Source organism: Butyrivibrio hungatei NK4A153 (assembly GCF_000424465.1).
Taxonomy (GTDB): domain Bacteria; phylum Bacillota; class Clostridia; order Lachnospirales; family Lachnospiraceae; genus Butyrivibrio; species Butyrivibrio hungatei_A.
Genome location: NZ_AUJY01000007.1, coordinates 210,123 through 232,679, shown reverse-complemented (window position 1 = coordinate 232,679; position 22,557 = coordinate 210,123). Strand labels below are relative to the sequence as shown.

At 40.4% G+C, this 22,557-nt stretch carries 27 protein-coding genes; 26 read left to right on the top strand and 1 reads right to left on the bottom strand.

What is annotated here, in order from left to right:
- Nucleotides 1–442 precede the first annotated feature (442 nt).
- The 3 genes from ltrA (at nt 443) to G628_RS0105585 (ending at nt 2,951) form a co-directional block, all read left to right on the top strand.
- Nucleotides 443–1,837, top strand: coding sequence for a group II intron reverse transcriptase/maturase (ltrA, locus tag G628_RS0105595; protein ID WP_027208668.1), 1,395 nt, complete (start codon nt 443–445; stop codon nt 1,835–1,837).
- Between the two features lie 372 nt (nt 1,838–2,209).
- The gene (locus tag G628_RS0105590) at nt 2,210–2,389 is read left to right on the top strand and encodes a hypothetical protein (protein WP_022754341.1); all 180 of its coding nucleotides are present in this window, start codon (nt 2,210–2,212) and stop codon (nt 2,387–2,389) included.
- 4 nt (nt 2,390–2,393) lie between these two features.
- Complete coding sequence (locus G628_RS0105585; protein WP_026668333.1) at nt 2,394–2,951, top strand: zeta toxin family protein; 558 nt, start codon at nt 2,394–2,396, stop codon at nt 2,949–2,951.
- Nucleotides 2,952–3,327: 376 nt separating this feature from the next.
- Here G628_RS0105585 and G628_RS0105575 read toward each other — a convergent pair whose 3' ends face one another.
- A complete protein-coding gene (locus tag G628_RS0105575) occupies nt 3,328–4,203 on the bottom strand; it encodes a LysR family transcriptional regulator (protein ID WP_026668334.1) in 876 nt (291 codons plus the stop codon).
- A 146-nt stretch (nt 4,204–4,349) separates the two neighbouring features.
- Between G628_RS0105575 and G628_RS0105570 the strand changes: the two genes are divergently transcribed.
- The 23 genes from G628_RS0105570 to G628_RS0105455 all read left to right on the top strand — a co-directional run bounded on the left by G628_RS0105570 (nt 4,350) and on the right by G628_RS0105455 (nt 22,513).
- Entirely contained in the window at nt 4,350–4,574 is a 225-nt protein-coding gene (locus tag G628_RS0105570) for a hypothetical protein (RefSeq protein ID WP_026655588.1), read from the top strand.
- A 15-nt stretch (nt 4,575–4,589) separates the two neighbouring features.
- Nucleotides 4,590–5,591 (top strand): alpha/beta hydrolase, encoded by a 1,002-nt coding sequence (locus tag G628_RS0105565; RefSeq protein WP_026655586.1) that lies wholly within the window; start codon nt 4,590–4,592, stop codon nt 5,589–5,591.
- A gap of 12 nt (nt 5,592–5,603) precedes the next feature.
- Nucleotides 5,604–6,146, top strand: a complete 543-nt coding sequence (locus G628_RS0105560; RefSeq protein WP_026655585.1) for a flavodoxin family protein — start codon at nt 5,604–5,606, stop codon at nt 6,144–6,146.
- Entirely contained in the window at nt 6,127–6,738 is a 612-nt protein-coding gene (locus G628_RS19125; RefSeq protein WP_051199044.1) for a cyclophilin-like fold protein, read from the top strand. Before G628_RS0105560 ends, G628_RS19125 begins: the two co-directional genes overlap by 20 nt.
- 294 nt (nt 6,739–7,032) lie before the next feature.
- Entirely contained in the window at nt 7,033–7,944 is a 912-nt protein-coding gene (locus G628_RS0105550; protein WP_027208666.1) for a helix-turn-helix transcriptional regulator, read from the top strand.
- Between the two features lie 5 nt (nt 7,945–7,949).
- Nucleotides 7,950–8,369, top strand: a complete 420-nt coding sequence (locus G628_RS0105545; RefSeq protein ID WP_027208665.1) for a VOC family protein — start codon at nt 7,950–7,952, stop codon at nt 8,367–8,369.
- A gap of 4 nt (nt 8,370–8,373) precedes the next feature.
- Entirely contained in the window at nt 8,374–9,009 is a 636-nt protein-coding gene (locus tag G628_RS0105540) for a GyrI-like domain-containing protein (RefSeq protein WP_026668337.1), read from the top strand.
- 2 nt (nt 9,010–9,011) lie between these two features.
- Nucleotides 9,012–9,764, top strand: a complete 753-nt coding sequence (locus G628_RS0105535; RefSeq protein ID WP_026668338.1) for an N-acetyltransferase — start codon at nt 9,012–9,014, stop codon at nt 9,762–9,764.
- Nucleotides 9,765–9,910: 146 nt separating this feature from the next.
- Nucleotides 9,911–10,123 (top strand): helix-turn-helix domain-containing protein, encoded by a 213-nt coding sequence (locus G628_RS0105530; RefSeq protein ID WP_022761299.1) that lies wholly within the window; start codon nt 9,911–9,913, stop codon nt 10,121–10,123.
- Complete coding sequence (gene rhuM / locus G628_RS0105525; protein ID WP_027208664.1) at nt 10,110–11,042, top strand: RhuM family protein; 933 nt, start codon at nt 10,110–10,112, stop codon at nt 11,040–11,042. Before G628_RS0105530 ends, rhuM begins: the two co-directional genes overlap by 14 nt.
- A 194-nt stretch (nt 11,043–11,236) precedes the next feature.
- Nucleotides 11,237–11,803: a TetR/AcrR family transcriptional regulator gene (locus G628_RS0105520; protein ID WP_027208663.1), complete on the top strand. Its 567-nt coding sequence runs from the start codon at nt 11,237–11,239 to the stop codon at nt 11,801–11,803.
- The gene (locus tag G628_RS18010) at nt 11,793–12,599 is read left to right on the top strand and encodes a CPBP family intramembrane glutamic endopeptidase (protein ID WP_051199043.1); all 807 of its coding nucleotides are present in this window, start codon (nt 11,793–11,795) and stop codon (nt 12,597–12,599) included. The genes G628_RS0105520 and G628_RS18010 overlap by 11 nt, the downstream gene beginning before the upstream one ends.
- A 340-nt stretch (nt 12,600–12,939) precedes the next feature.
- On the top strand, nt 12,940–13,773 hold the full coding sequence (locus G628_RS0105510; RefSeq protein ID WP_027208662.1) for a YitT family protein: 834 nt from the start codon (nt 12,940–12,942) through the stop codon (nt 13,771–13,773).
- 393 nt (nt 13,774–14,166) lie between these two features.
- Nucleotides 14,167–15,264, top strand: coding sequence for a helix-turn-helix domain-containing protein (locus G628_RS0105500; protein WP_027208660.1), 1,098 nt, complete (start codon nt 14,167–14,169; stop codon nt 15,262–15,264).
- Nucleotides 15,265–15,362: 98 nt separating this feature from the next.
- Complete coding sequence (locus G628_RS0105495) at nt 15,363–15,965, top strand: AAA family ATPase (protein WP_027208659.1); 603 nt, start codon at nt 15,363–15,365, stop codon at nt 15,963–15,965.
- Nucleotides 15,966–16,076: 111 nt separating this feature from the next.
- Complete coding sequence (locus G628_RS19240) at nt 16,077–16,208, top strand: hypothetical protein (protein ID WP_278246540.1); 132 nt, start codon at nt 16,077–16,079, stop codon at nt 16,206–16,208.
- 77 nt (nt 16,209–16,285) lie between these two features.
- The gene (locus G628_RS0105485) at nt 16,286–16,912 is read left to right on the top strand and encodes a methylated-DNA--[protein]-cysteine S-methyltransferase (RefSeq protein ID WP_027208658.1); all 627 of its coding nucleotides are present in this window, start codon (nt 16,286–16,288) and stop codon (nt 16,910–16,912) included.
- A 69-nt stretch (nt 16,913–16,981) separates the two neighbouring features.
- Nucleotides 16,982–18,010: an NAD-dependent epimerase/dehydratase family protein gene (locus tag G628_RS0105480; protein ID WP_027208657.1), complete on the top strand. Its 1,029-nt coding sequence runs from the start codon at nt 16,982–16,984 to the stop codon at nt 18,008–18,010.
- 95 nt (nt 18,011–18,105) lie between these two features.
- Nucleotides 18,106–18,963: an AAA family ATPase gene (locus tag G628_RS0105475; protein ID WP_034500650.1), complete on the top strand. Its 858-nt coding sequence runs from the start codon at nt 18,106–18,108 to the stop codon at nt 18,961–18,963.
- A gap of 130 nt (nt 18,964–19,093) precedes the next feature.
- Nucleotides 19,094–19,426 (top strand): PadR family transcriptional regulator, encoded by a 333-nt coding sequence (locus G628_RS0105470; protein WP_026655574.1) that lies wholly within the window; start codon nt 19,094–19,096, stop codon nt 19,424–19,426.
- 57 nt (nt 19,427–19,483) lie between these two features.
- Nucleotides 19,484–20,875 carry an FtsW/RodA/SpoVE family cell cycle protein gene (locus tag G628_RS0105465; RefSeq protein WP_027208655.1) on the top strand — a complete coding sequence of 464 codons (1,392 nt, stop codon included), beginning with the start codon at nt 19,484–19,486 and terminating at the stop codon, nt 20,873–20,875.
- A gap of 125 nt (nt 20,876–21,000) precedes the next feature.
- Nucleotides 21,001–22,068 (top strand): acyltransferase family protein, encoded by a 1,068-nt coding sequence (locus G628_RS0105460; protein WP_027208654.1) that lies wholly within the window; start codon nt 21,001–21,003, stop codon nt 22,066–22,068.
- Nucleotides 22,069–22,078: 10 nt separating this feature from the next.
- A complete protein-coding gene (locus G628_RS0105455; RefSeq protein WP_027208653.1) occupies nt 22,079–22,513 on the top strand; it encodes a helix-turn-helix domain-containing protein in 435 nt (144 codons plus the stop codon).
- Nucleotides 22,514–22,557 lie beyond the last annotated feature (44 nt).

The window sequence follows — 22,557 nt, the reverse complement described above, 5'->3', positions numbered from 1 at the left end:
AGTGCGCCTAGCGGCGCACGTTTCTAACGGGTTAAAGTCCCGAATCCACCCGGTAGTGGGAAGGATATAGCCGAAGGCAAGGGTGTCCATCGTGAGATGGAATCTGAAGGAAGCTGGATATGAGGAACATACTAACTCATGGGCAAATCTCTGGTCTGACGAACAGAAATCTCATATAAGGTTATGCATGAGGGTGAGGCTGCTCCACAAGTCGAAGCCCAATAACTACACGGAATCATGCATGATAAATGAGGCAGATAGATGGAGAGGAAGAAACGTGTGGTACCTAGGGAGATCTGTTGCGATATGCCTTGAAAGAGGTAACCATTACCAAAAGTAATGCTGAACGCACAGAAGTCAGCAGAGGTCATAGTAGCCGAGAGGTGAAGGACCGAATCAATAGGAGTCTTAAGTATGACCGAGAAAGGAGGAATGACCATTAATGGCAGAAAACATTGAAATCAATGGCTGTTCGCAAAGAGATAGTGCGGAACATGAAGGGTATGCGAAAGCGCGTAGGTCATTCAATCGGATATGGAAAGAAAGAGACAGTGCACAGCCGAAACTCTTGGAAGCGATACTGTATAAAGACAACTTTAACAGAGCGTATAAGAGAGTAAAGGCAAACAAAGGAGCGCCAGGAATCGATGGCATGACTATCGAAGCGGCTCTTCCTTATCTTAAGGAACACCAGCAGGAGCTAACTGACCGCATATATCGTGGAAAGTACACTCCGTCGCCAGTTAGGCGAGTTGAGATTCCAAAACCAGATGGTGGTGTGCGTAAGCTTGGCATACCTACCGTGATAGACCGTACACTTCAACAGGCAATAACACAACAGTTAGTGCCAATCTATGAACCGCTGTTTTCAGATGGAAGCTATGGCTATCGCCCAAACAGAGATGCAAAGGGAGCTATACTAAAAATTAAGGAGTACGCAGAACAAGGATACACATTCGCTGTGGTGCTTGACTTATCAAAGTACTTCGACACCCTGAATCACGAAATCCTTATAAATCTTCTTCGAAAGAATGTAAAGGATGAGCGTGTTGTACAGCTCATAAAGCGCTATCTGAAAAGTGGAGTAATGGAAAACGGAGTGGTCATCGAAACAGAGGAAGGTTCGCCGCAGGGGGGCAATTTATCACCACTACTTGCGAACATCTACCTCAACGAGTTCGACCAAGAGTTTCTAAAGAGAGGTGTTCCCTGCATCAGATATGCGGATGACATCGTGCTCCTTGCCAGAAGCAAAAGAGCGTCCGAAAGACTCTTAGAGAGCAGTACGAGATATCTTGAAGAGAAACTGAAACTCACGGTTAACCGCGAGAAAAGCCGTACTGTAAGTGTGTTTGCAATCCGAAATTTTAAATTTCTCGGCTTTGCATTGGGAAGGAACGGAGGTGGCATATATGTCCGAGTTCATACAAAGTCATGGAAAAAGTTCAAGTCAAGGCTGAGGGATTTATCTTCCCGTAAGTCCGCACAGTCCATCAAGCCGAGTCTCGAGAAAATCAAGGTATACGCCAGAGGTTGGCTTAACTACTATGGGATTGCCAGTATGAAGAACAACATAGATGACATCAACGGATGGCTCTATCACAGAATTCGCATGTGTATATGGAAGCAATGGAAACTACCGAGGACTAAATTTAGAAATCTCGTAAAGCTCGGAATTCCAGAACACTATGCGGCAACTATTGCGAACAGTCGCAGGAAGTATTGGTACGTTAGTAACAATAAGGGTGTGATTTGGGCGTTAAATAAAGAAAGACTGATAAACAGTGGCTTCTTTGATTTAGCCACAGCCTATCAGTCTGTGCACGTCAACTATTGAAAGCGCCGTATACCGAACGGTACGTACGGTGTTGTGAGAGGACGGCGGTTAGTCACCGCCTTCTACTCGATTTATAGTAATCGCTAAAAGTGTAGAATTCTACAACTTTGTTGATTGAGAAAATGATGGATCAAACTTGAAAAAACCTATAAATATGCTATTATATCAATAACAGAGTTGCCAGGTGCGAATAACACTTGGGACCTAGCCGAGCGTGGAGCTTGGCTATTCTATTAAAGGTGATGCACAGCCTAATAAGTGAGCGATTTATGTAGTGGATGCGCTATGGAATCTTGAGATGCCCATAGACCGGAGAGTTCATGCGTGAACTCTCTTTTTTAAAATTATTGTATTGATATACGAGGTACGTCTATGTGTGATGTAAAAAAATATAGTGATATCTATAAAGAAATAGCTAAATTAAATCCTAAGGATACTTTACAGCTTGTTCTTGAGAGTGAGACTGAAGAAGAAAAAGATTTCTATGAGATGGTAGGAGATTTTTTACTACAAAGAAGGCAAAAAGAAGTTGTTGAAAGGAATCTTTTTTGAGTAGATGAAAAAGTTTACTATAGTTGCGGGAGTTAATGGCGCAGGTAAATCTACGTTATATCAGCTTGATCCGGATCTTAAATGTGAAAACAGAGTAAATGCGGATGAGATACTTAAGGAATTTGGAGGAGATTGGAAGAGTCTGGCTGATATTTTCAAAGCCGGGAAAAGAGCAGTTTCGCTTCTTAACTCATATATTGAAAATGGAGTAAGCTTTAACCAAGAAACTACATTGTGTGGTAATTCAGTGATTAGAAATATTACAAGGGCAAAAGAGAATGGCTATTTAATTGAAATGCATTACATTGGATTAGATAGTGTTGAGATTGCAAAAGAGCGTGTTGCAAAAAGAGTATCACAAGGTGGACATGGAGTAGCTGAGGCAGATATCGAAAGAAGATATATCGCTTCATTAGAAGTTTTCTGGAAAGTCCTTCCTCTTTGTAATCTTGTTGCGGTATATGATAACACAGAAGATTTTAGGAGATTTGCAATTTACAAAGATGGTAGCCTTGTGAGATTGTCACACAAAGCTCCTGGCTGGTTTACCAGAAAAGAATAGTAATGTTGCCACCAGCTGCATACAATAGCCCTGAGCTTTCTACCGTACGCAGCAGGTATACAGCAACTTGAGGTGAAAAAGCCTTAAATAAGGCACTTCATCACATCAAAAAGTTCTCAAAGAGATAATGCGCGTAGCAATGAGCCATGCGCTTGTAAAAAAGACATCCCAGATGAATGCTTGCATTCAGGCTGGGATGTCTTTTTTTGCAAGCATACGGCGAATGCCGCGACAACGAGGGATGCGAAGCATTCCGAGTCTGTCGGCATGGCGTATATATAGCGCGACAGCGCGACATGAGCAAGACACGAAGTGTCTGCGAATGGCATCGTGGAAGTGGACCTGGGGGACGGGGTTAGTGGACCAAAACGATGGATTATAACACTAGAACTTTCAGGTGCGATAAAAATCTTTCTGCTATAGGTGTAAATGTCTGATAGCGATTCCATGCGAAATATATTTTGTTTTCAAGCTTAGGAGACAGCGGTCTGAATACAAGGCCGTTGTCTTTTGATGTATCAATAAGGTGATCATAGGTGAGAAGATACCCAAGACCTTCCATTGTGAAAATAGAACCGTTGTAGGAAAGACGAAAAGATCCTTCAAGCTGAAGTTCAGAAAATCTGCTCCCGGCCCATTTCTTTATATCCCCGTTCCAAGCCTGATCTGAGCAGAAAAGAGGTAATCCTATCAGGTCATCCAAACGAATGGATTTCTTTTTTGCCAGAGGGTCATTTTCAGGAATGATAAGTCCCCAGGTATCAGCCTGTGGAAATTCTATATATTCATACTTTCTGATGTCCGGCTGCTCAACCAGAACAACAAAATCAAGAAGTCCTTTTTCTATTTTTTCAGATAGTTGCTCTGTATCACCACTTGTGATGTGATAGTGGAGATTGGGATAGCTTTCTTTAAAGGTCTTGATTGCTCTTGCAAGGAATCTTAGCTGATAAGATTCTGCAAGTCCCAGGTAAAGATCGCCTCCGCTTATGTCATCAAGTGAAACAAATTCCTGCTCGATTTTATCAGCCATGCTCACAAGATCTTCTGCGCGGTTTCTGAGAAGAATTCCTTCTTCTGTCAGCTTTATACTGAAACTGTGCCTTGTAAATAGCTTCTTACCCAATTCTTCTTCCAATGATTTTAATTGTTTGGATAAAGTTGGCTGAGTCACATGCAGTATCTCAGCGGCTCTGCTCATGTTTTCTTCTCTTGCTACAGCTAAAAAATATCTTAAAGTCCTGATTTCCATGGTGCTTCCTTTCCTGTACTGATCATTGCTAAATGATATGCCGAAATGGAATAATATGATATTCATTATAACTATTAGTAAAAAATCTTACAAGCTCATACAATAGAATTGTAAGTGAAATAGTTACATGGAAATGAGGAATACTCATGGATAAAGAATATCTAAAGCAAAGCCTTTCAGATGCGGGATGTTGTAATGAGGCAACAGACACTATTCTGGAAAGATTTGAGTCAGGCAGTATTGATGAAATGGTAAGGCTTCTGAAAAAAGAAAGATGCCGTGCCATGGACGAGTATCACAAATGCGGAAGAAAAGTTGACTGTATGGATTTCATGCTAAGAAAAATCGAAAACGAAATGAAGCAGAGATGACGGAGGTATTAAATGATGATCAGAACAGAAGAACTTAATTTAGTAACAGAGTGGGATAAGACCTTTCCAAAGAGTGAGAAGGTAGAACACTGCAAGGTGGTATTTGCAAATCGCTACGGGATAACTCTTGCGGCAGATATGTATATACCAAAGGATATAGATGGCAAGCTTCCGGCTATTGCAGTATCAGGACCTTTCGGAGCTGTTAAGGAGCAGTGTTCAGGATTATATGCCCAGACTATGGCAGAAAGAGGATTTCTTACAATAGCCTTCGATCCCTCTTTTACAGGAGAGTCCGGCGGCAATGTAAGATATATGTCATCACCTGATATCAATACAGAGGATTTTATGGCTGCAGTTGATTTTCTTTCACTTAATGAAAAGGTAGATCCGGAAAGAATAGGAATCATAGGAATCTGCGGATGGGGCGGAATGGCTATCAATACAGCTGCTCTTGACACAAGAATCAAAGCTACAGCTGCAATGACCATGTATGACATGACAAGAGTTAATGCAAAAGGTTACTTTGATGCCGATGACAGTGAAGACAAGAGATATGAAGCGAAGAAGGCTATGTGCGCTCAGCGTCTTGAAGATTTAAAGAATGGAGAATATAAGCGTGCGGGAGGTGTTGTAGATCCTCTACCTGCAGATGCACCTTTCTTTGTAAAAGACTATTTTGATTACTACAAAACTGATCGTGGATATCATGCCCGTTCCCTTAATTCCAATGATGGATGGAATGTGATAGGCTGTGAATCCTTCGTGAATCAGCCAATCCTTAAATACAGTAATGAAATCAGAAGTGCAGTGCTTCTTGTACATGGCGGGAAGGCCCATTCATGCTACTTCAGTAAAGACGCTTATGCCGACATGATAAAGGACAGCAAATATGCTGATAATAAAGAACTGATGATCATTCCAGATGCAGTTCATACAGATTTGTATGATGGAGGAGATAAGGATTATATTCCGTTTGACAAACTTGAGAGCTTCTTTAATGAATATCTTAAATAAGGAAAGATGACAATGAGTAAGGTTTTGATAATAAAGACAAGTCTTAGAGCAAAGAGCAATTCTGATATTCTGGCAGATAAAGTATCTGATGGAGCAAAAGCTGCGGGACATGATGTGGAAGTCATCAGCCTCAAGGACAAAACAGTTGGATTCTGCAAAGGATGTCTTGCATGCCAAAAGACGCAGATGTGCGTGATAAATGATGATGCTGTAGAGATTGCGAAAAAAGTAAAGAATGCAGATACACTTGTATTTGCGACCCCTATTTACTATTACGAGATGAGCGGACAGATGAAGACTCTCCTTGACAGACTTAATCCGCTTTATCCTTCTGACTATAGATTTCGTAATGTCTATATGCTTTCGACTGCTGCTGAAGATGAGACATTTGTTCCTGAGGAAGCTGTCAGTGGTCTGAATGGTTGGGTAGAGTGTTTTGAGAAAGCTTCATTTAAAGGTTCACTGTTCTGTGGCGGAATAAATGACATGGGTGAAGCAGAAGGCAAAGAAGAGGAAAAGCGGGAGGCTTATGAGTTTGGAAAATCTCTTTTGTAAAAATACAGGTAAAACGCTTACAGCATTATGTGTGATGGCTGTAAATCTCTTTACTGGATGTGGATATAATGAGAATGCACATGTTCACTCGAAGGTTGATTTTGTTCAAGACAATTATGTAGAAACAATACAATCACAGGTTAAAGCTGATGCTAAAACGAACAGTAATACGGCAACGGAAGATCACTTAAAGGATGAGGAAGACGTAATTACTAATGATGAAAGGTCGACGGAAAATATGCTTAAGTTTTTTATAAATGATGAAGAGATACAGGTAAGCTGGGAAGAAAATGAATCAGTAGAAGCTCTGAAGAATCTGGCTGAAGATAAACCTATCGTCATTGATATGTCTATGTATGGCGACTTTGAGCAGGTTGGCTCTATTGGTCAGTCTATTCCAAGGAATGATAAGCAGATGACTACAAGTGCAGGGGACATTGTTTTGTATTCAGGTAATCAGCTGGTAGTGTTTTACGGTTCAAATAGCTGGGCTTATACAAAGCTCGGGCATATTGATAATACATCTGCGGAAGAAATGAAAAAAAGGCTTGGTTCCGGGGACGTTAACGTAACAATAAGTATTACTGAATAAGCTTATGAGAAGTGAGGCGATATGATTGAAAAAATGTCACCAGCCTTATACAGTAGCCCTGAGCTTTCTACCGTACGCAGCAGATAAACAGCAACTCGTCCTAGAAATGCCACAAACACAGCACTAAGTACATTGAAAAAGTTCTCAAAGAGATGAGAATATCTGCAGTTGCAGATTTCAGAAACCCACAACCATCTGGTTGTGGGTTTTTTATTGTCTAAAATAGTGTAGAATATAAACATGACATATAGATGACATGTTTGTGCTTGTATGATAATCATAGAAGGTGATCAAATGAAGATAGACAGACTGATCGGCATACTATCAATTCTTTTGCAAAAAGAGGTGATGACAGCTCCGGAGCTGGCTGAGCATTTCGAGGTGTCTAGAAGAACAATAAACAGAGATATTGAGACTCTTTGTCAGGCAGGAATACCAATCAAAACGACCCAGGGAGTTGGAGGCGGTATAAGCATCATGGATGGCTATAAGATGGATAGGACTCTTTTGACATCCCGTGACATGCAGATGATCCTGGCGGGACTACGAAGCCTTGATAGTGTTAGTGGAAGCGGATATTATGGGCAGCTTATGGAGAAGCTCCAGGCAGGTTCTTCGGAGTTTATCAGCGGTAGGGATTCTGTCCTTATCGACCTGTCTTCTTGGTACAAGACATCGCTGGCTCCAAAGATATCTACTATTCAGGATGCGATAGAAAACAGGCATCTTTTGACCTTCCACTATTATGCTCAGGCGGGAGAAGGAAAACGAACTATTGAGCCATATTATGTAGTGTTTAAGTGGAGCAGCTGGTATGTCTATGGATGGTGTCAAAAGCGCAAAGATTATCGTCTATTTAAATTAAACCGCATGGTTAAAGTGGTTGAAACGGATAAAGGTTTTGTCTGCAGAAACGCTCCATTACCTGATCTGTCTACAGAAAAGATATTTCCTGGTGGAATCAAGGTAAAAGCGCTGTTTTCAAAGGATGTAAAGTGGCGCCTGGTGGAGGAATTCGGACCAAACTGTTTTACGGAAACAGAGGATGGTAGACTTATGTTTACTGCGGATTACACGGACTTAGATAATTTGATCACATGGATAATGACCTTTGGAAATAAAGCAGAAGTGCTTGAGCCGGTAGAAGCCAGGAGACAGATTTCAAAGATGGTACAGAAAATGGCGACGATTTACAAGGAGGACTAATGAAAATGAGACTTGATGGTTTTGGATTGTTTGTTGAGGATATGGGCAAAATGGTACGCTTCTACAGGGATGTGCTGGGGTTTAAAATAAAAGAGACAGAGGATACATCCAATGTGTATCTGGTGAAGGATGGGACCCTTTTTCTGTTATACGGCAGGAACGAATTTGAGAAGATGACAAGACGCAGGTATGAGTACATAAAAGGTCTCAACGGACATTTCGAAATAGCGCTTTATGTTGATACATTTAAAGAAGTGGATGAAGCTTATAATAAGGCTGTACAAAACGGTGCAACATCAGTCCTTGCACCTGAACTAGAACCCTGGGGGCAGAGAACCTGTTATATAGCAGATCCTGAAGGCAACCTGATTGAGATTGGTTCATGGAATAAGCCTTACGAGTCAAAAGACATTTCGGAGGAATAAAGACATGGCGTTCGATTACAAGAAGGAGTACAAAGAATTCTACATGCCTAAAGATACGCCTTCCATAGTGACGGTTCCGAAGATGAACTATATTGCCGTGAGAGGCAGTGGTGATCCTAACGAAGAGGACGGCGAGTACAAGAAGACCATAGGTCTTTTGTACTCGATCGCATTCACTATCAAGATGAGTAAAAAAGGCAGTCATCAAATCGAGGGCTATTTTGATTATGTAGTACCTCCATTAGAAGGCTTTTGGTGGCAGAACGGAGTAGAGGGAATAGATTATGCTCGTAAAACTGATTTTAACTGGATATCTGTAATACGTTTGCCGGATTTTGCGACAAAGGAAGATTTTGATTGGGCTATTGCAGAAGCTACAGTCAAGAAAAAGGAAGATTTTTCCAAGGTGGAATTCTTTTCTTACGATGAGGGACTTTGTGTCCAGTGTATGCATGTTGGTGCCTATGATAACGAGCCTGCAACAGTGGAATTGATGCATAAGTTTGCAGAAGAGCAGGGATATGTTTTAGATATCACAGAAAAAAGATTGCACCATGAGATTTACCTTAGCGATGCAAGGAAAGTGGTGCCAGAGAAGCTTAAGACGGTTATCAGACATCCTATTAGAAAGGAGAGCTGAAGATGGAGTATATAAGAGTATCCAAGGATAATCTTGAAGAAGAACACATTTGTTGTGCTATATCAAACAATAAAGATATACAGGTTTCATCCAAGAAAGCCTGGCTTGCTGACAGATTTGATGAAGGGCTTGTTTTCTTAAAGAGTGTCGAACGCGGTAAATGCTTTATTGAATATATCCCGGCAGAGTATGCGTGGAATCCGATAAATGCATCGGAATATATGTATATCGATTGTCTGTGGGTTTCAGGTTCCTTAAAGGGACATGGATATTCAAGTGATCTTCTTAATGAGTGCATAAAGGACAGTAAGGAAAAGGGGAAGAAGGGAATTTGCATATTATCTGCTGCTAAGAAAAAGCCATTCCTTTCTGATCCAAAGTTTCTAGCATTCAAAGGCTTTCAAGTTTGTGATGAAGCCGATAATGGAATCCAGCTGTGGTATCTGTCCTTTGAAAAAAGTGTTGAAACACCATGCTTCAAGGAATGTGCAAAGCATCCTCGTATCGATGAAAAAGGATACGTGCTTTATTACACGAATCAGTGCCCATTTAATGCCAAGTATGTGCCTGTTTTGGAAGAGACTGCTAAGAACAATGGAATACCGTTTAGAGCGATCAGAATAGAGACCAGAGATCAGGCTCAGAATGCTCCAACACCAATTACCACATATGCACTGTTCTGTGATGGGGATTATGTAACTAATGAGCAAATGAATGATAAGAAGTTTTTAAAACTGGTCAATGCAAATCTTTGATATTATCATGACTTAGGGAGTTCAGTTTTACATGAACTTCCTTTTTATTGCATCTATGTGAATTTAATGTAGTTATATAAGCACGCATTGCGATATGGAGAGTGATGTGCTATTATAGACTCATCGCATTGCGTGGAGGTGCAATTATGGATATAGCAGAGAAAATTAAGCAATTAAGAGAGAGCACGGGAGAAACAAGAAAAGAGTTTTCTATTCACACTGGTATACCGGTTCGTACTTTAGAGGATTGGGAAGCAGGGCGCAGGACTCCTCCGGAGTATATTCCGAGGCTGATCGCTTATCAGCTTGAATATGAGAAAATAATGAAGGATAGAGGGGAATTTAATGGCAAAGAATGAAATTGTTTTATTTACAGACGGGAATACAGAGATAGAGGTGCAGATATGTCCTGAGCAAGAAACAGTTTGGCTAACACAGAAACAAATGGGTGAATTATTTGGTGTTAAGCAAGCCACTCTTAGTGAGCATATAAATAATATTATCGATACGGGTGAGCTGGATGAGACTTCTATCGGTTTTTCCGATAAAAGTTCCGGAGGAAGAAAACCTAAGATTTACAATCTTGATATGATACTTTCTGTTGGATATCGAGTTAATTCAAAAAGAGGTATAGCTTTCAGACGATGGGCAAGTTTGGTGCTTAAACAGTATACTTTAAATGGCTATGCAATAAATGAACGCAGGCTACAGGCACTTCAGAAAACCGTTGAAATACAAACTAAGATGATTGCAGGTACGCTTGATATTGAACAACAGGATGTGCTCAAGGCTGTAAATCTATACACGCAGGCGCTTATACTTTTGGATCAATATGATCACCAGTCTCTTGAGAAGCCTGAAGGCTCAAGTCCAATATACAGAATCACCTATAGTGATTGTAGAGAGATGGTTGATCATATGGAGGATACATTCAAATCAGACGTATTTGGTGTAGAGAAGGAAACTGGTAAGGTGGAAGGCATTTTGGCAGCAGTATATCAGGATGTTTTTGGAGGGGAGGTATATCCTTCGCTAGAGGAAAAGGCGGCCAATCTTCTTTATTTCATGATAAAAGACCATCCTTTTGAGGATGGCTGTAAGAGAATCGCAGCATCATTGTTCTTGGAGTTCTTGAACAGAAACAATGCACTTTTTAGGGATGGACAGAAGATAATAAGTGATGGAGCGCTTGTGGCTATTACCCTTATGATTGCAGAATCCAATCCAGATGAAAAAGATATTATGACAGCTATGGTAATGAATTTATTGAGAATATAACGACGCTCAAATGAAAAACTAAGTTCCAGTTAATACTACAAAAAATGTCTCATTTGCATTTTTGACGAACTTTGACAACGAAATATACCTTTGACGATCAAGAAATTCATTCTACGGACAGTATTATGAGTCTGTGTTAACTTGAAGGCTAATAGTGTTAGCTTGTAGGCTAAAATAATTAGCAAGGAGGAAAAATGTCCAGAAAACAAGAAATCGTCGAAGTGTGTGTCGAAATGATAGATAAAGATGGTTTTCAGAATCTTTCTGTAAAAACTATTGCTGATAGATTGGGCATAAAGCCCCCATCTTTGTATAAGCATTTTCAAGGCGGTTTGGATGAGATAAAAGAGGCAATCATAGTATATGGTTGGAACAATATTGATATAAAGATCGCTAAATCAGCAGTAGGAAAGTCACGGGAAGAAGGATTAAAGGTAATGTGCTATGCGTTTCGTGAATTTGCTCATGATCATCCCGGAGTTTTTGAGGCAATTTGCTGGCACAATTCATATACATCCGAACTGAACAATGAAATTACAAAAGGGGTTATATCATCATTGTATTCTATTTTGGATTCTCTTGAGTTCAGCGAAGCCCGGAAAATGCATGTGTTGCGAAGCCTGCGAGGCTTTGTGGAAGGATTTTCGATGTTGGAGTTACATGGTAGTTTTGGAGATGAAATCTCTTTGGATGAAAGTTTTGCATATGGCGTAGATGCATTGATTTCAGGAATAATGAAAGGACAAAAAAATGTGGATTGATGAAAAAAAGAAAGCTCCGATAGCAGATTTTCTTGGTTGGCTTCTGTTTATAACTGTTTTTTTTCAAATTATTATGTTTGTTCTTGAACCTGTGTCGGTTAGTCATGCCGATACGGGAAAGCTGACATTTGCATATATTATGTATGCGATCATAGGGATACTCTTTACAACACCGGCTCCGGTTATTTCTCTTTTTATCGTACTCAGGAAAGAAGAGCATATCACTGTAAAAGAATATTTGAAGCGCTTTTTATATACTCCTAAAAAGATGAAAACGCTTCTAATAACTGGCCTGTTCTGCATATGTGCTTTGATATTTGCTTTTTTTTACGGTGAACCCAACGGTTCGCCATTGTACATGATGCTTCTGGGGTTTCTTATCATGCTGCCGTTTGTTGGATTTGCGGAGGAAACCGGCTGGCGTGGCTTTTTGCAACCTATGCTGGAAAAAAGATTTCCCTTCCCAGTTGCAACTGCTATTGTGGCGGTGATTTGGTGTGTATGGCATTTTCCGATATGGCTACAGCCGACCTCCAACCACTATGGCGATAGCATGGTGGGGTTTGCTATGAACATATTTGTATGGGCTTTTGTAGCTGCTGCAATTTATAAAGCAACAAAGAGCGTCCTGGCATGTGCCATATATCATTCTTTTATAAATTCCATAGGTGCAATATACGATTGGAATAGTTTATTTGATACATATCCGAAATCAAATGCAGCGTACATATACTTTGGAACTATTTTTGTAGTTGCTTTGGTGATTTGGTATAAGGAAGAAAAAATGAATACATAATATAAAGATATTTATCATTTCTTTTTATGTTACTTGCCGGACCATTTGTGGCACCGCTGTTTATTAAGGAAAGTGATACGCGTCTTCTTGACGTGAGCATAGCAGCGATTAAGATAGTTTCGTTTTCGTACCTCGTAGGCTGGATAGATATGTGTTTTTCATCATAACCGATGTGGATTATATTCCTGTATGTTATCTTGGAAGCCAGGTGGTGGCTGGAACGAACCATGTGTTTTTTAGTTGGAAGAAAATCCTGAAAATTCCTGTATAATGGTTGTATTGGGGCATTGAAATATGCCTCGGTACAGCAACTATAGTTTCAGCGAATTTGGGAGTAAAAATGAAGAAAAGTAAAGGAATACTGTCATATGTTTTAATAATATTCGGAGCAATAATGGCGAGCTTTGCGGTCGCTCTGATACTGCTTCCGAATGATGCGATAGATTACGGAACAGCCGGCGTTGCGATTATTATCAGTAAACTTACGGGCTTTCAATTGTCGTTGTGTGTTCTGTTTGTTTTTTTACCATTTATAATTGCAGGTTATGTATTTCTGGGAAAAAAGTTTACTGTAAAAGCTGCCGTGGGTTCGGTGGTTTACATGGTAGGCCTGGAATTCTTTGAAAAAATTCCCTTTGAACTTAATACGGAACACTTTCTGGCGGTAGCATTCGGTGGTGCAATTCTTGGCGCAGGCCTTGCGCTGATCCTTAGAAACGGCGGGTGCATTGACGGATCTGAGATACTTGCGAACATAGTGGTAAAAAAGCTTTCGGATAAGACGGGACGTAACTACAGCCTCACACCTATGCTTCTTGGATTCAATGCTCTGGTCTATATCACGGTATTCGTAGTCATTGATGCCACAGCGGCGCTGCTGAGCCTCTTGGTCTATGTTGTTGCTACAGCAGTTATCGACCATTACACTGACCATTTCGAAGCCATCAAGCAGGTGACGATAATAACTCAGGATCCCGATGGAATCATCAAGGACATAAAAGATAAATTGAATAAGACATGCACCATCATGGATTCCCGCGGCGCGATCGCAGGAGAGAACAACACCCTCATCTGCTATATCAGTTATTTCGAACTTCCGCTCATGAAGGAAATCATCTCAACTCATGCGGGAAGTTTTAGTACGGTTTCTACGATTGATGAGATTTTGAGATAGGAGTTTTCGGTTCATACAGGTATTCCAGTGCGCATATTAGAGGACTGGGAAGCGGGAAGTAGAACTCATCCGGAGTATATTCCGAGGTTGATTGCTTATCAGCTTGAATTTGAAAAATTGATGAAGGATAGAGGGGAAGTATACCCTTCATTAGAGGAAAGGTTAATAGCAGACCTGAGGATTTTGTCACATCGTGGCTTGAAGGAATTGAATGCCCTGTGATTAGAATCAATGGCATGAAGCCTGTTGAAGAGAATGCAGAATATCTTCTTTCGAATTTGATGAATGGTTAAAAAAACTGTCGATGGCACTTGGCGATGAAACGGATTGTTTTTTTCTCAAGTATGCATTGTTTGATATGGTATGAGCTTTTCTGTATTCTGAATTCAGAAGATGATTCTGCAGACATTTTCCGATACACAACGAGTTTATGCGGTTGATGAGTCAATCGGGAAAGGAACAAAAGTGAAAAACAATCTGGGTGCCAATATACGAGGTTTTAGAAAAAATAAAGGTTTTACACAGGAAGAACTGGCGGGAATGCTGGGAGTTACGCCACAGGCAGTGAGCAGGTGGGAGTCCGAAGCGGGACTTCCGGATGTTTCTATGGTTGTGCCGATTGCGCAGGCACTTAATGTCACTACTGATATGCTGCTGGGCTACAATCCTTCCGATAAAGATGATTACCTTTTGGAAAATGTAAAAAACAAAATTAAGGCAATGTATGACATTTCCGATGCACAAGGAAGTGCACTGCAGAGAGTAGAGTATCTTTCAGGTGAAGTTGGCAGAAACCCGATGAATTTTGAAATAAATCTATTGTATGTTCAGCAGGTCGCCGAATTGAGCTATTACATTGACATGGAGGGATTGCTGGCGGAGAACCCTGAGAGAGCGAATGCTCTTTTAGAAGACGGAATAAAAAAAGGCGTAACTATAATCCGTTACGCTGACAGTAGAAGTCTTGTGGAAAAAGCTCATTACGCCCTTGCCTGGATTTATATTCACAGGAAGGATTTTGAGAATGCCAGAGAGCATATCGATGTATTGCCGAGTCTTGAAAATGCAAAGGTTAGGGAATTCTTATATTCCGAGCTAAGCTTTTTTGAGCATGGTTTCGAAGAGATGAAAGATAGTCTGACCGCAGCCAATAAGATGTTGTGCAATGTCTTGCTAAGTCAGCTTAATTGCATGATGGAAAACTATGCATACTGGGGAGAAAAGGACGAAACGCTCAAAAATCTTGAGTGGTGCGAACATGTTGCCAAAGCATTTTCTTCAATTCCGGAATATACGACTGACAATATGAAATATTTTTGGAAGAAATTCAATCATAACCTCATGATAGTATACGAGAAAGCAGGAGAAAAAGAGAAAGCGAATGAAATCTGTGAGGAATATCTTAAGAAAATAAGTGAGGAAAAAGTGTTTTCGAAAGAAGAATACGAATCCATCGAAAAAGAATTAAGAGAGAGGGTATACCTGTTTTAATATGCTATGATAGCTTAAGAAGGAATAAGACCTTATCAAGCTGAAGCACATCGGTTTTGATAAGGTCTATTTTTATATAATTAGGAGGGAGAAATATAATGGCAAATCTTATAGTGGTGTGCGGACCTCAGGCGGTAGGAAAGATGACGGTGGCGGAGAGTCTTAGAGATAAGCTCAGGTACAACATGATGATGAATCATGATAGTATTGAAATGTCAGATAAAATATTTGGATTTAATACCCCTGCGCAAAGGGAATTCAATAGCTTGTTTAGGGCGAAAGCATTTGAAATGGCTGTAAAGCATAACGTCGATCTGATATTCACTTATGTTTGTGCTTTCGATATGAAGGAAGATATTGAATACCTTGAGTCATTAAAGAACTTGTTTGAGCAGGCAGGAGGACATTTCTTTTTCGTGGAATTAAAAGCGACTTTGGAAGAGAGACTTTTCAGAAATGAGACGCCTCATCGCATGGAGAGAAAAGCGTCCAAAAAAGATGTGGAATGGAGCAAAGCCAATCTCTTACAGGATGCCGAAAATCACAAGCTGAACACGGATGAAGGTGAGAAATGTTTTGAGAATCACATAAAAATTGATAATACTCATTTTGAGCCCGATGAAGTTGCGGATCGCGTTATTCAGAAATTCGGGCTTGTGCCAAATGACAAGGATAAAAAAGAATATCGCTTTGGCGTGTGAATGGGAAATAGCACCGTACGAAATGGCTAGAAGTAAGGTATACGGTGTGTAAACAGAAAATGTCACCGTACAGAATGGTTGGAATGAGAGTGTACGGTATGAAAATGAGAAATGGCACCGTATAGAAAAGCTGGAAGGAAAGTGTATGGTGCAGAAACGAGAAACAGCACCGCACAGGATAGCTGGAAGGAAAGTGTATGGTGCAGAAACGAGAAACAGTACCGTACAGAAGAGCAGAAATGAAGCCGTACGGTGCAGAAACAAAAATAGCACTATATCATCAAAACAAGCGTATCAAACTACCATAAAGGAGATACCTTATGAAAACAAGAGAAGAAGCCCTAAACTACGGTCTGTCTTTCCCGGATACCTACAGGGAGGCGCCGTTTCGTGATACAAATTGGCAGCTTGTACGGGTAAAAAAGTCCAAGAAAGCCTTTTTGTGGACATATGAAAAGGACGGCTATATCAATATAAATCTCAAGGTTGATCCGCAGTGGCGCGACCTTTGGCGAAAGACATATAAATCAGTACTTCCCGCATATCATCAGAACAAGGAGCATTGGAACACGATTGTTCTTGATGGCTCAATTCCAGATGATGTCATAAAGAGGATGATCGCTGAGAGCTACGATCTTGTTACGGACTCTCCGACAAAAAGAATATATGAAGCGGTAAAGAAGATTCCTAAAGGGAAAGTTGCAACATATGCAGATGTTGCAGAAATGGCCGGCGACAGGAAGATGGCCAGAGCTGTTGGAAATGCACTTCATAAAAATCCCGATCTAAGCACCATTCCGTGTCACCGTGTTGTCAATTCAAAGGGTGAACTCGCCGGTGAGTATGCTTTTGGCGGAGCTTGGAAGCAGGCGCAGATATTGGAGAGCGAGGGAATTGAGATCACAGAAGGCAAGGTGAATTTGAAGAAATACAGAATTACCCTGTAAGTTGGGGGAAAGATGATCAAGACTGCCATGGAGCATAAAACAATAAAAGTGTAAAAGGAGGAGCAGGAGATGAAAGCACTATTCATTGGCGGAACCGGAACAATAAGTATGGGAATAGTAAGAAGGCTTGCTGAGGATCCTCAGTGGGAACTGTATCTTCTTAACAGAGGAAATAGAATGAGTGAAGTTCCCGGGGCTGTTAAACAGATAATTGCAGATATAAATGATGAAGAGAATGTGAAAAAGAAACTTGATGGAATGACATTTGACGTTGTCAGTGATTTTATTGCTTTTGATGTCAGTGCAGTTGAGCGTGATTACAAACTCTTTGAGGGGAAAACAAATCAGTATATTTTCATAAGTTCAGCCTCTGCCTATCATAAACCGGCCGCATCCTATGTGATAACAGAGGGGACAACACTTGCAAATCCTTACTGGGAATACTCAAGGAACAAGATAGCTTGTGAGGAATTTCTTTTACGTAAGTACCGTGAAAATGGATTTCCTATAACGATAGTAAGGCCAAGTCATACCTATGACGAGAGGCATATTCCGCTGGGGGTTCATGGCAAGAAGGGCTTTTACCAGGTGATAAAGAGGATGCTGGAAGGAAAGCCCGTTATCATCCAGGGCGATGGCTCTTCCTTGTGGGCTGTAACATTTAACAGGGATTTTGCCATAGGCTTTACAGGACTTATGGGAAACAGACATGCTATTGGAGAGTCTTTTCAGATAACAGGAGATGAGATCCTTACATGGGATCAGATATATAAGACTATTGCAGATGCCCTTTCTGTAGAACTTAAAGCATACCACGTTTCATCTGAGTTTCTTGCTGATGTGGGTGAAAAATACGGCTATGACTTTAGAGGAGAACTTCTCGGAGACAAGGCAGTATCTGTGGTATTTGACAATGCCAAGCTAAAAAGGATCGTACCTCAGATGACCACTAATATTCCATTCCATAAGGGTGTCCGTATGGCCCTTGATCATGTTCTTTCGCACCCCGAAGAATATGAAGAAGACCCGGATTTTGACAAGTTCTGTGACAAGGTGATAAGCGCATTGGAAGATGCAAAGAAAAAAGTTTTAGAGTAAACGGTCTACAAGGCAGCATATAAGAGCTGTTGGAAACGCACTTCATAAGAATCCGGAGAAATACAGGATTAGACTGTAAGAAAGGCATAAAGCGGATGTATATTGATTATTTTCGGTTTCCGGGAGTTGACGCGGAAGAACAATTTGTAAACTACATAGAAAGATCATGCTATAGCTCTTTTTATCCCTTTGGCGTGTTTGCAGAAAATATGCTGGAGTCTTTATCTTTTTCGGAAATAACGATTTTGTACGGAAACAACGGCTCCGGAAAAAGCACGGCGCTTAATCTGATGGCGGAAAAAATAGGGGCTAAGCGGGATACACTGTTTAATAAGACCAGCTTTTTTGGTGATTATCTGAAAATGTGCTCGTTTGAGATGACTCCCGGAGAAAAGCCCGAAGAGATTAGAATGATCACAAGCGATGATGTGTTTGATTTCATGCTCAATCTGCGTGCGCTTAATGAGGGCGTGGACCGCAAGAGAGAACGGGTTTTTGATGAGTGGATTGAGAATAAGAATTCCACATTCCGGATGCAATCGCTGGATGATTATGAGCAGCTCAAAAAAATAGTAGATGCCCGCTCAAAGACTCAATCGAGATATGTAAGGGAAACAATCGGTAAAAATGTCATTACACACAGCAACGGTGAAAGCGCTTTGCAATACTTTGCTGAGAAGATCAAGGACAACGGCTTGTATCTGCTGGACGAGCCTGAAAACTCACTTTCTCCTCAGAGGCAGTTTGAATTGTTGGAGTTTATTCAGAACTCGGCGAGGTTTTTTGGTTGCCAGTTTATCATTGCAACTCATTCACCGTTTTTGCTTGCACTAAAGGGTGCGAGAATCTACGATCTGGATGAACACCCTGTTGATATCAAGAAGTGGACGGAGCTCGAAGGAGTAAGGACTTATTTCGAGTTCTTTGATAAACATAGGGATGAATTCAGATAATCAGTAATTTTTTAACAAGAAGCAATTTAATAAAAAACAAACAGATGCAGCATATTGACTTATATCGAATATCGATATAGAATATTGACTATCGATATACATTGATAATCGATATAGGAGGAATGCTGCGATGAATACTATAGATAAGACGTTATTATCCGGAAGCATGGGCACGATGCTGCTCAAATTGCTTTCGGAAAAAGACATGTACGGATATGAAATGATCGAGACACTTAGCGAGAGATCGCAAAATGTCTTTGAACTTAAGGTCGGTACGCTTTATCCTCTTTTGCATTCGCTGGAATCAAAGAAATATCTCGTGTCGTATGAGAAAGCCGGCTATGGAAAAGTAAGAAAATATTACTCCATAACAGGTGAGGGAAAAAAGTTTCTGAAAAGCAAACTTGAAGAATGGGACACGTATACTGCGGCGGTTGCAAATGTACTGGCACTATCGGTGTGATGTCGCATTGATAAAAGCAATGAGACATTGTACTTAGCTAGAGAGGAGACAGACATAATGGGAATTGAAGAGTACTTGGCTGAAATTAAGAACCAGATCCGTGATAAGACAGCAAGAGAATTTGCAAGTAATGAATTAAAGGCGCATATCGAGGATCGCGCCGAAGGTTTACAAAAGAAAGGCATGGATCATGATAGTGCGGTATTGCAGGCGGTGAAAGAGATGGGCGATCCCGTGAGCGTGGGAGTTGATCTTGACCGCATACACAGACCTCGTTTGGAATGGAAGTTTTTGCTGTATGTTATTTACATAAGCATTCTCAGTGTGGGAGTTATGTATCTTATGTATTTCGCGATGGATTCAGGTAATATTACAAATGGTGACTATGTCAGACCTTTTTTATTTGGGAAGATATTTACTGTTTTATTGGGATTGGTGGCGATGATTATAGTTTATCGCTTGGATTATACAATTCTTGCAGGAAGAAGCTGTAAGATCGCTGCAGTGTTTTTGATATTGATGACAGTTTCCTTTTATTTTTTTGGATGGCAAATTAATGGAGTTACATGGTTTCTTTGTATCCGTGGTTTGACTTTTTCATCACGGGCTTTGTTTTTAATGTATTTACCTATGTTTGCGGGAATATTGTATGACTATAGAAACAAGGGTGTCGACGCACTGTTCAAGATCTTTTTATGGATGATTGCACCTGTGGTTTCAGCAAGGATATACGGTGACATAACATTGCCTTTTGCAATATTTATGCTGTTTTCAGAGAGTATACTTTTTATGATTGCACTTAATAAGAACTGGTACAGAGTTAATAATCTAAAAGTATTGACCGGAATGGGAATTGGCTTTGCTGCGAGTTTGGCATTGTTTATTCTGCGTATTATGAATTCAAGTGATTATCAAAAGATGCGTTTAAAGATATGGCTTTTGCATTATGGACTGACTTTCGGCAGTGTTGATACAACTGACGCGGAGTATATGAATTATATTAATAGATGCCTGGATAATATTTTTCTAAGAAGCCGTTTCATAGGAAAAAGCGAAAGCGCGATTGAGGTCGCACAAAACATGTCGGAGTCATTGGCTGATTACATACTGGCTACAATAGCCGCAACATGTGGCAAATTGGCTGTTGCAGTGATAATAATCAGCTTGATCGCTCTTGCGGTTTACGTATTCAGTATTTCCATAAAGCAGAAAAACATTCTTGGATCTATAGTTGGATGCAGTTGTGGTATTGTAATAGCAGTACAGGTTGTTTCAAACATTATGATCGTATTCGGCTTTCTTCCGCTGGCGGCGACTACACTTCCATTTTTCAGTCTCGGCGTCAACGATATCATGGCCGGCTACATCCTCCTCGGCCTTGTCCTGTCAATTTACAGATACCAGGACATCCGCGTGGAAAAAGAGCCTGTAACCACATTATTGGCATAATCAGAATAAAACTTCTGCAACTATCCTTAACACAAACCATCAATTTTTGACAACAAAAGTTGGTGGTTTTTCATATTTACCGGATCTAATATAATGTTAAAATATTTAGCAAAGGTGGGATAAATATGAGGAAATCATACTTGGACAACATCAGATGGGTTACAGTTGTATTGGTTGTTTTTTTCCATGTTCTCTACATGTATAACGGTGAGGGCATCGCTGGGACCCTTGGCAAGATTACGAGCCTTGAGGTGCAGTATTATGATGTGTATATGTACATCGTTTTCCCGTGGTTCATGGCAATCCTGTTTATTGTGTCAGGTATAAGCGCGAAGCTTTATCTGGACAAACATACTGACAAAGAGTTTATTAGAAGCAGAACAACAAGGCTCCTTGTTCCATGCACGATAGGCCTTGTTGCGTTTCAGTTTATTCAAGGCTATATCAACATGTCATTCGGTGATGCGGGAAGCATGGATATTCCAGCGGTTATCAAGTACCTGATAATGCTTGCATCGGGAATCGGAGTGCTTTGGTATATTCAGGTGTTGTGGCTCTTTTCCATGGTACTTATTCTTATCAGAAAGATTGAAAAGAACCGTCTTCTGAACATAGGAAAAAAGACAAATCTTCCGGCGCTTATTCTTTTATCATTAGCCTTTTACGGAGCGGGACAGATACTGAACACACCTATTATCTGCGTTTACAGGTTCGGCCTTTATTTTACAGCTTTCATTACGGGATATTATGTTTTTTCTCATGACAAAGTGATTGATATATTAAAAAAATGGTTTGGGCTTTTTTGCCCTGTAGCTATAGCGCTTGGTGCGGCGTTTTGTATAAAATACTTTGGCCGGAATTATGCGGATAAGCCCGTAAATAGGTCACCTTTGTTCTTGTTTTACAGCTACTTTGCATGTCTTGCCATACTTGGCGGATTTGCAAGATTTTTTGACAGCGAAACGAAGTTTACCAAATGGATGAGCACGCATAGTTTCGGTTTGTATGTTTTTCATTATCTGGGCATTTCAGCTGTAGCCCTTTTCCCGGCAAAAGCGGGGTTGATCTCGCCTTTGGCAGCATATATCCTAAGCCTTATTGCAGGTTTTGCGGGCGGATACGGATTATATGCGATTATTTCTAGGATTCCGTTCTTTAGGTGGGCGGTACTTGGAATCAGCGCTAAAAAGTAAAGGGGAGTTTATGTTTAATGATAACCTTGTAGAACTTAGAAAACTATATAATATGTCGCAGGAAGAACTTGCGGAAAAGATTGGAGTATCAAGGCAGACGTTGTCAAAATATGAAACGGGAGAATCACTTCCCGATATTGAAAAGTGCAGTAATATCGCCAATGTTTTTTCTGTAAGTATCGACGATCTTCTTAATTATGACAAAGAAAAAACAGAGAATATGGGATTAGAAGTTCCGCCAAAGGGAAAGCATATATTTGGAATGGTGAAAGTGGGAGATAAGGGGCAGATTGTGATTCCTGCGAAAGCCAGAAAGATTTTTGACATAAATCCCGGTGACAACCTTATCGTACTCGGAAGCGAAGGCGAGGGAATAGCCATTATCAAAGAAAAAGGGCTCCTTGATCTTATTAAGAGTGCACGAAATGCTACAGATAAGGCATAGAATAATTGTTTGTAGAAAAAACAAATAAAATAATAAATTTTTGT

Bases quoted from the DNA above. Each gene is read 5' to 3' on its own strand.
- G628_RS0105520 (WP_027208663.1), top strand. From the start codon at position 11,237: ATGTCCAGAAAACAAGAAATCGTCGAAGTGTGTGTCGAAATGATAGAT.
- G628_RS0105510 (WP_027208662.1), top strand. From the start codon at position 12,940: ATGAAGAAAAGTAAAGGAATACTGTCATATGTTTTAATAATATTCGGA.
- G628_RS0105530 (WP_022761299.1), top strand. From the start codon at position 9,911: ATGGATATAGCAGAGAAAATTAAGCAATTAAGAGAGAGCACGGGAGAA.
- G628_RS0105465 (WP_027208655.1), top strand. From the start codon at position 19,484: ATGGGAATTGAAGAGTACTTGGCTGAAATTAAGAACCAGATCCGTGAT.
- G628_RS0105545 (WP_027208665.1), top strand. From the start codon at position 7,950: ATGAGACTTGATGGTTTTGGATTGTTTGTTGAGGATATGGGCAAAATG.
- G628_RS0105470 (WP_026655574.1), top strand. From the start codon at position 19,094: ATGAATACTATAGATAAGACGTTATTATCCGGAAGCATGGGCACGATG.
- G628_RS0105590 (WP_022754341.1), top strand. From the start codon at position 2,210: ATGTGTGATGTAAAAAAATATAGTGATATCTATAAAGAAATAGCTAAA.
- G628_RS0105535 (WP_026668338.1), top strand. From the start codon at position 9,012: ATGGAGTATATAAGAGTATCCAAGGATAATCTTGAAGAAGAACACATT.
- G628_RS0105575 (WP_026668334.1), bottom strand. From the start codon at position 4,203: ATGGAAATCAGGACTTTAAGATATTTTTTAGCTGTAGCAAGAGAAGAA.
- G628_RS0105495 (WP_027208659.1), top strand. From the start codon at position 15,363: ATGGCAAATCTTATAGTGGTGTGCGGACCTCAGGCGGTAGGAAAGATG.
- G628_RS0105570 (WP_026655588.1), top strand. From the start codon at position 4,350: ATGGATAAAGAATATCTAAAGCAAAGCCTTTCAGATGCGGGATGTTGT.
- G628_RS0105485 (WP_027208658.1), top strand. From the start codon at position 16,286: ATGAAAACAAGAGAAGAAGCCCTAAACTACGGTCTGTCTTTCCCGGAT.
- G628_RS0105460 (WP_027208654.1), top strand. From the start codon at position 21,001: ATGAGGAAATCATACTTGGACAACATCAGATGGGTTACAGTTGTATTG.
- ltrA (WP_027208668.1), top strand. From the start codon at position 443: ATGGCAGAAAACATTGAAATCAATGGCTGTTCGCAAAGAGATAGTGCG.
- G628_RS0105565 (WP_026655586.1), top strand. From the start codon at position 4,590: ATGATCAGAACAGAAGAACTTAATTTAGTAACAGAGTGGGATAAGACC.
- G628_RS0105540 (WP_026668337.1), top strand. From the start codon at position 8,374: ATGGCGTTCGATTACAAGAAGGAGTACAAAGAATTCTACATGCCTAAA.
- G628_RS19240 (WP_278246540.1), top strand. From the start codon at position 16,077: ATGGCACCGTATAGAAAAGCTGGAAGGAAAGTGTATGGTGCAGAAACG.
- G628_RS0105455 (WP_027208653.1), top strand. From the start codon at position 22,079: ATGTTTAATGATAACCTTGTAGAACTTAGAAAACTATATAATATGTCG.
- G628_RS0105585 (WP_026668333.1), top strand. From the start codon at position 2,394: ATGAAAAAGTTTACTATAGTTGCGGGAGTTAATGGCGCAGGTAAATCT.
- G628_RS0105500 (WP_027208660.1), top strand. From the start codon at position 14,167: ATGATTCTGCAGACATTTTCCGATACACAACGAGTTTATGCGGTTGAT.
- G628_RS0105475 (WP_034500650.1), top strand. From the start codon at position 18,106: ATGTATATTGATTATTTTCGGTTTCCGGGAGTTGACGCGGAAGAACAA.
- G628_RS0105560 (WP_026655585.1), top strand. From the start codon at position 5,604: ATGAGTAAGGTTTTGATAATAAAGACAAGTCTTAGAGCAAAGAGCAAT.
- G628_RS0105480 (WP_027208657.1), top strand. From the start codon at position 16,982: ATGAAAGCACTATTCATTGGCGGAACCGGAACAATAAGTATGGGAATA.
- rhuM (WP_027208664.1), top strand. From the start codon at position 10,110: ATGGCAAAGAATGAAATTGTTTTATTTACAGACGGGAATACAGAGATA.
- G628_RS0105550 (WP_027208666.1), top strand. From the start codon at position 7,033: ATGAAGATAGACAGACTGATCGGCATACTATCAATTCTTTTGCAAAAA.
- G628_RS18010 (WP_051199043.1), top strand. From the start codon at position 11,793: ATGTGGATTGATGAAAAAAAGAAAGCTCCGATAGCAGATTTTCTTGGT.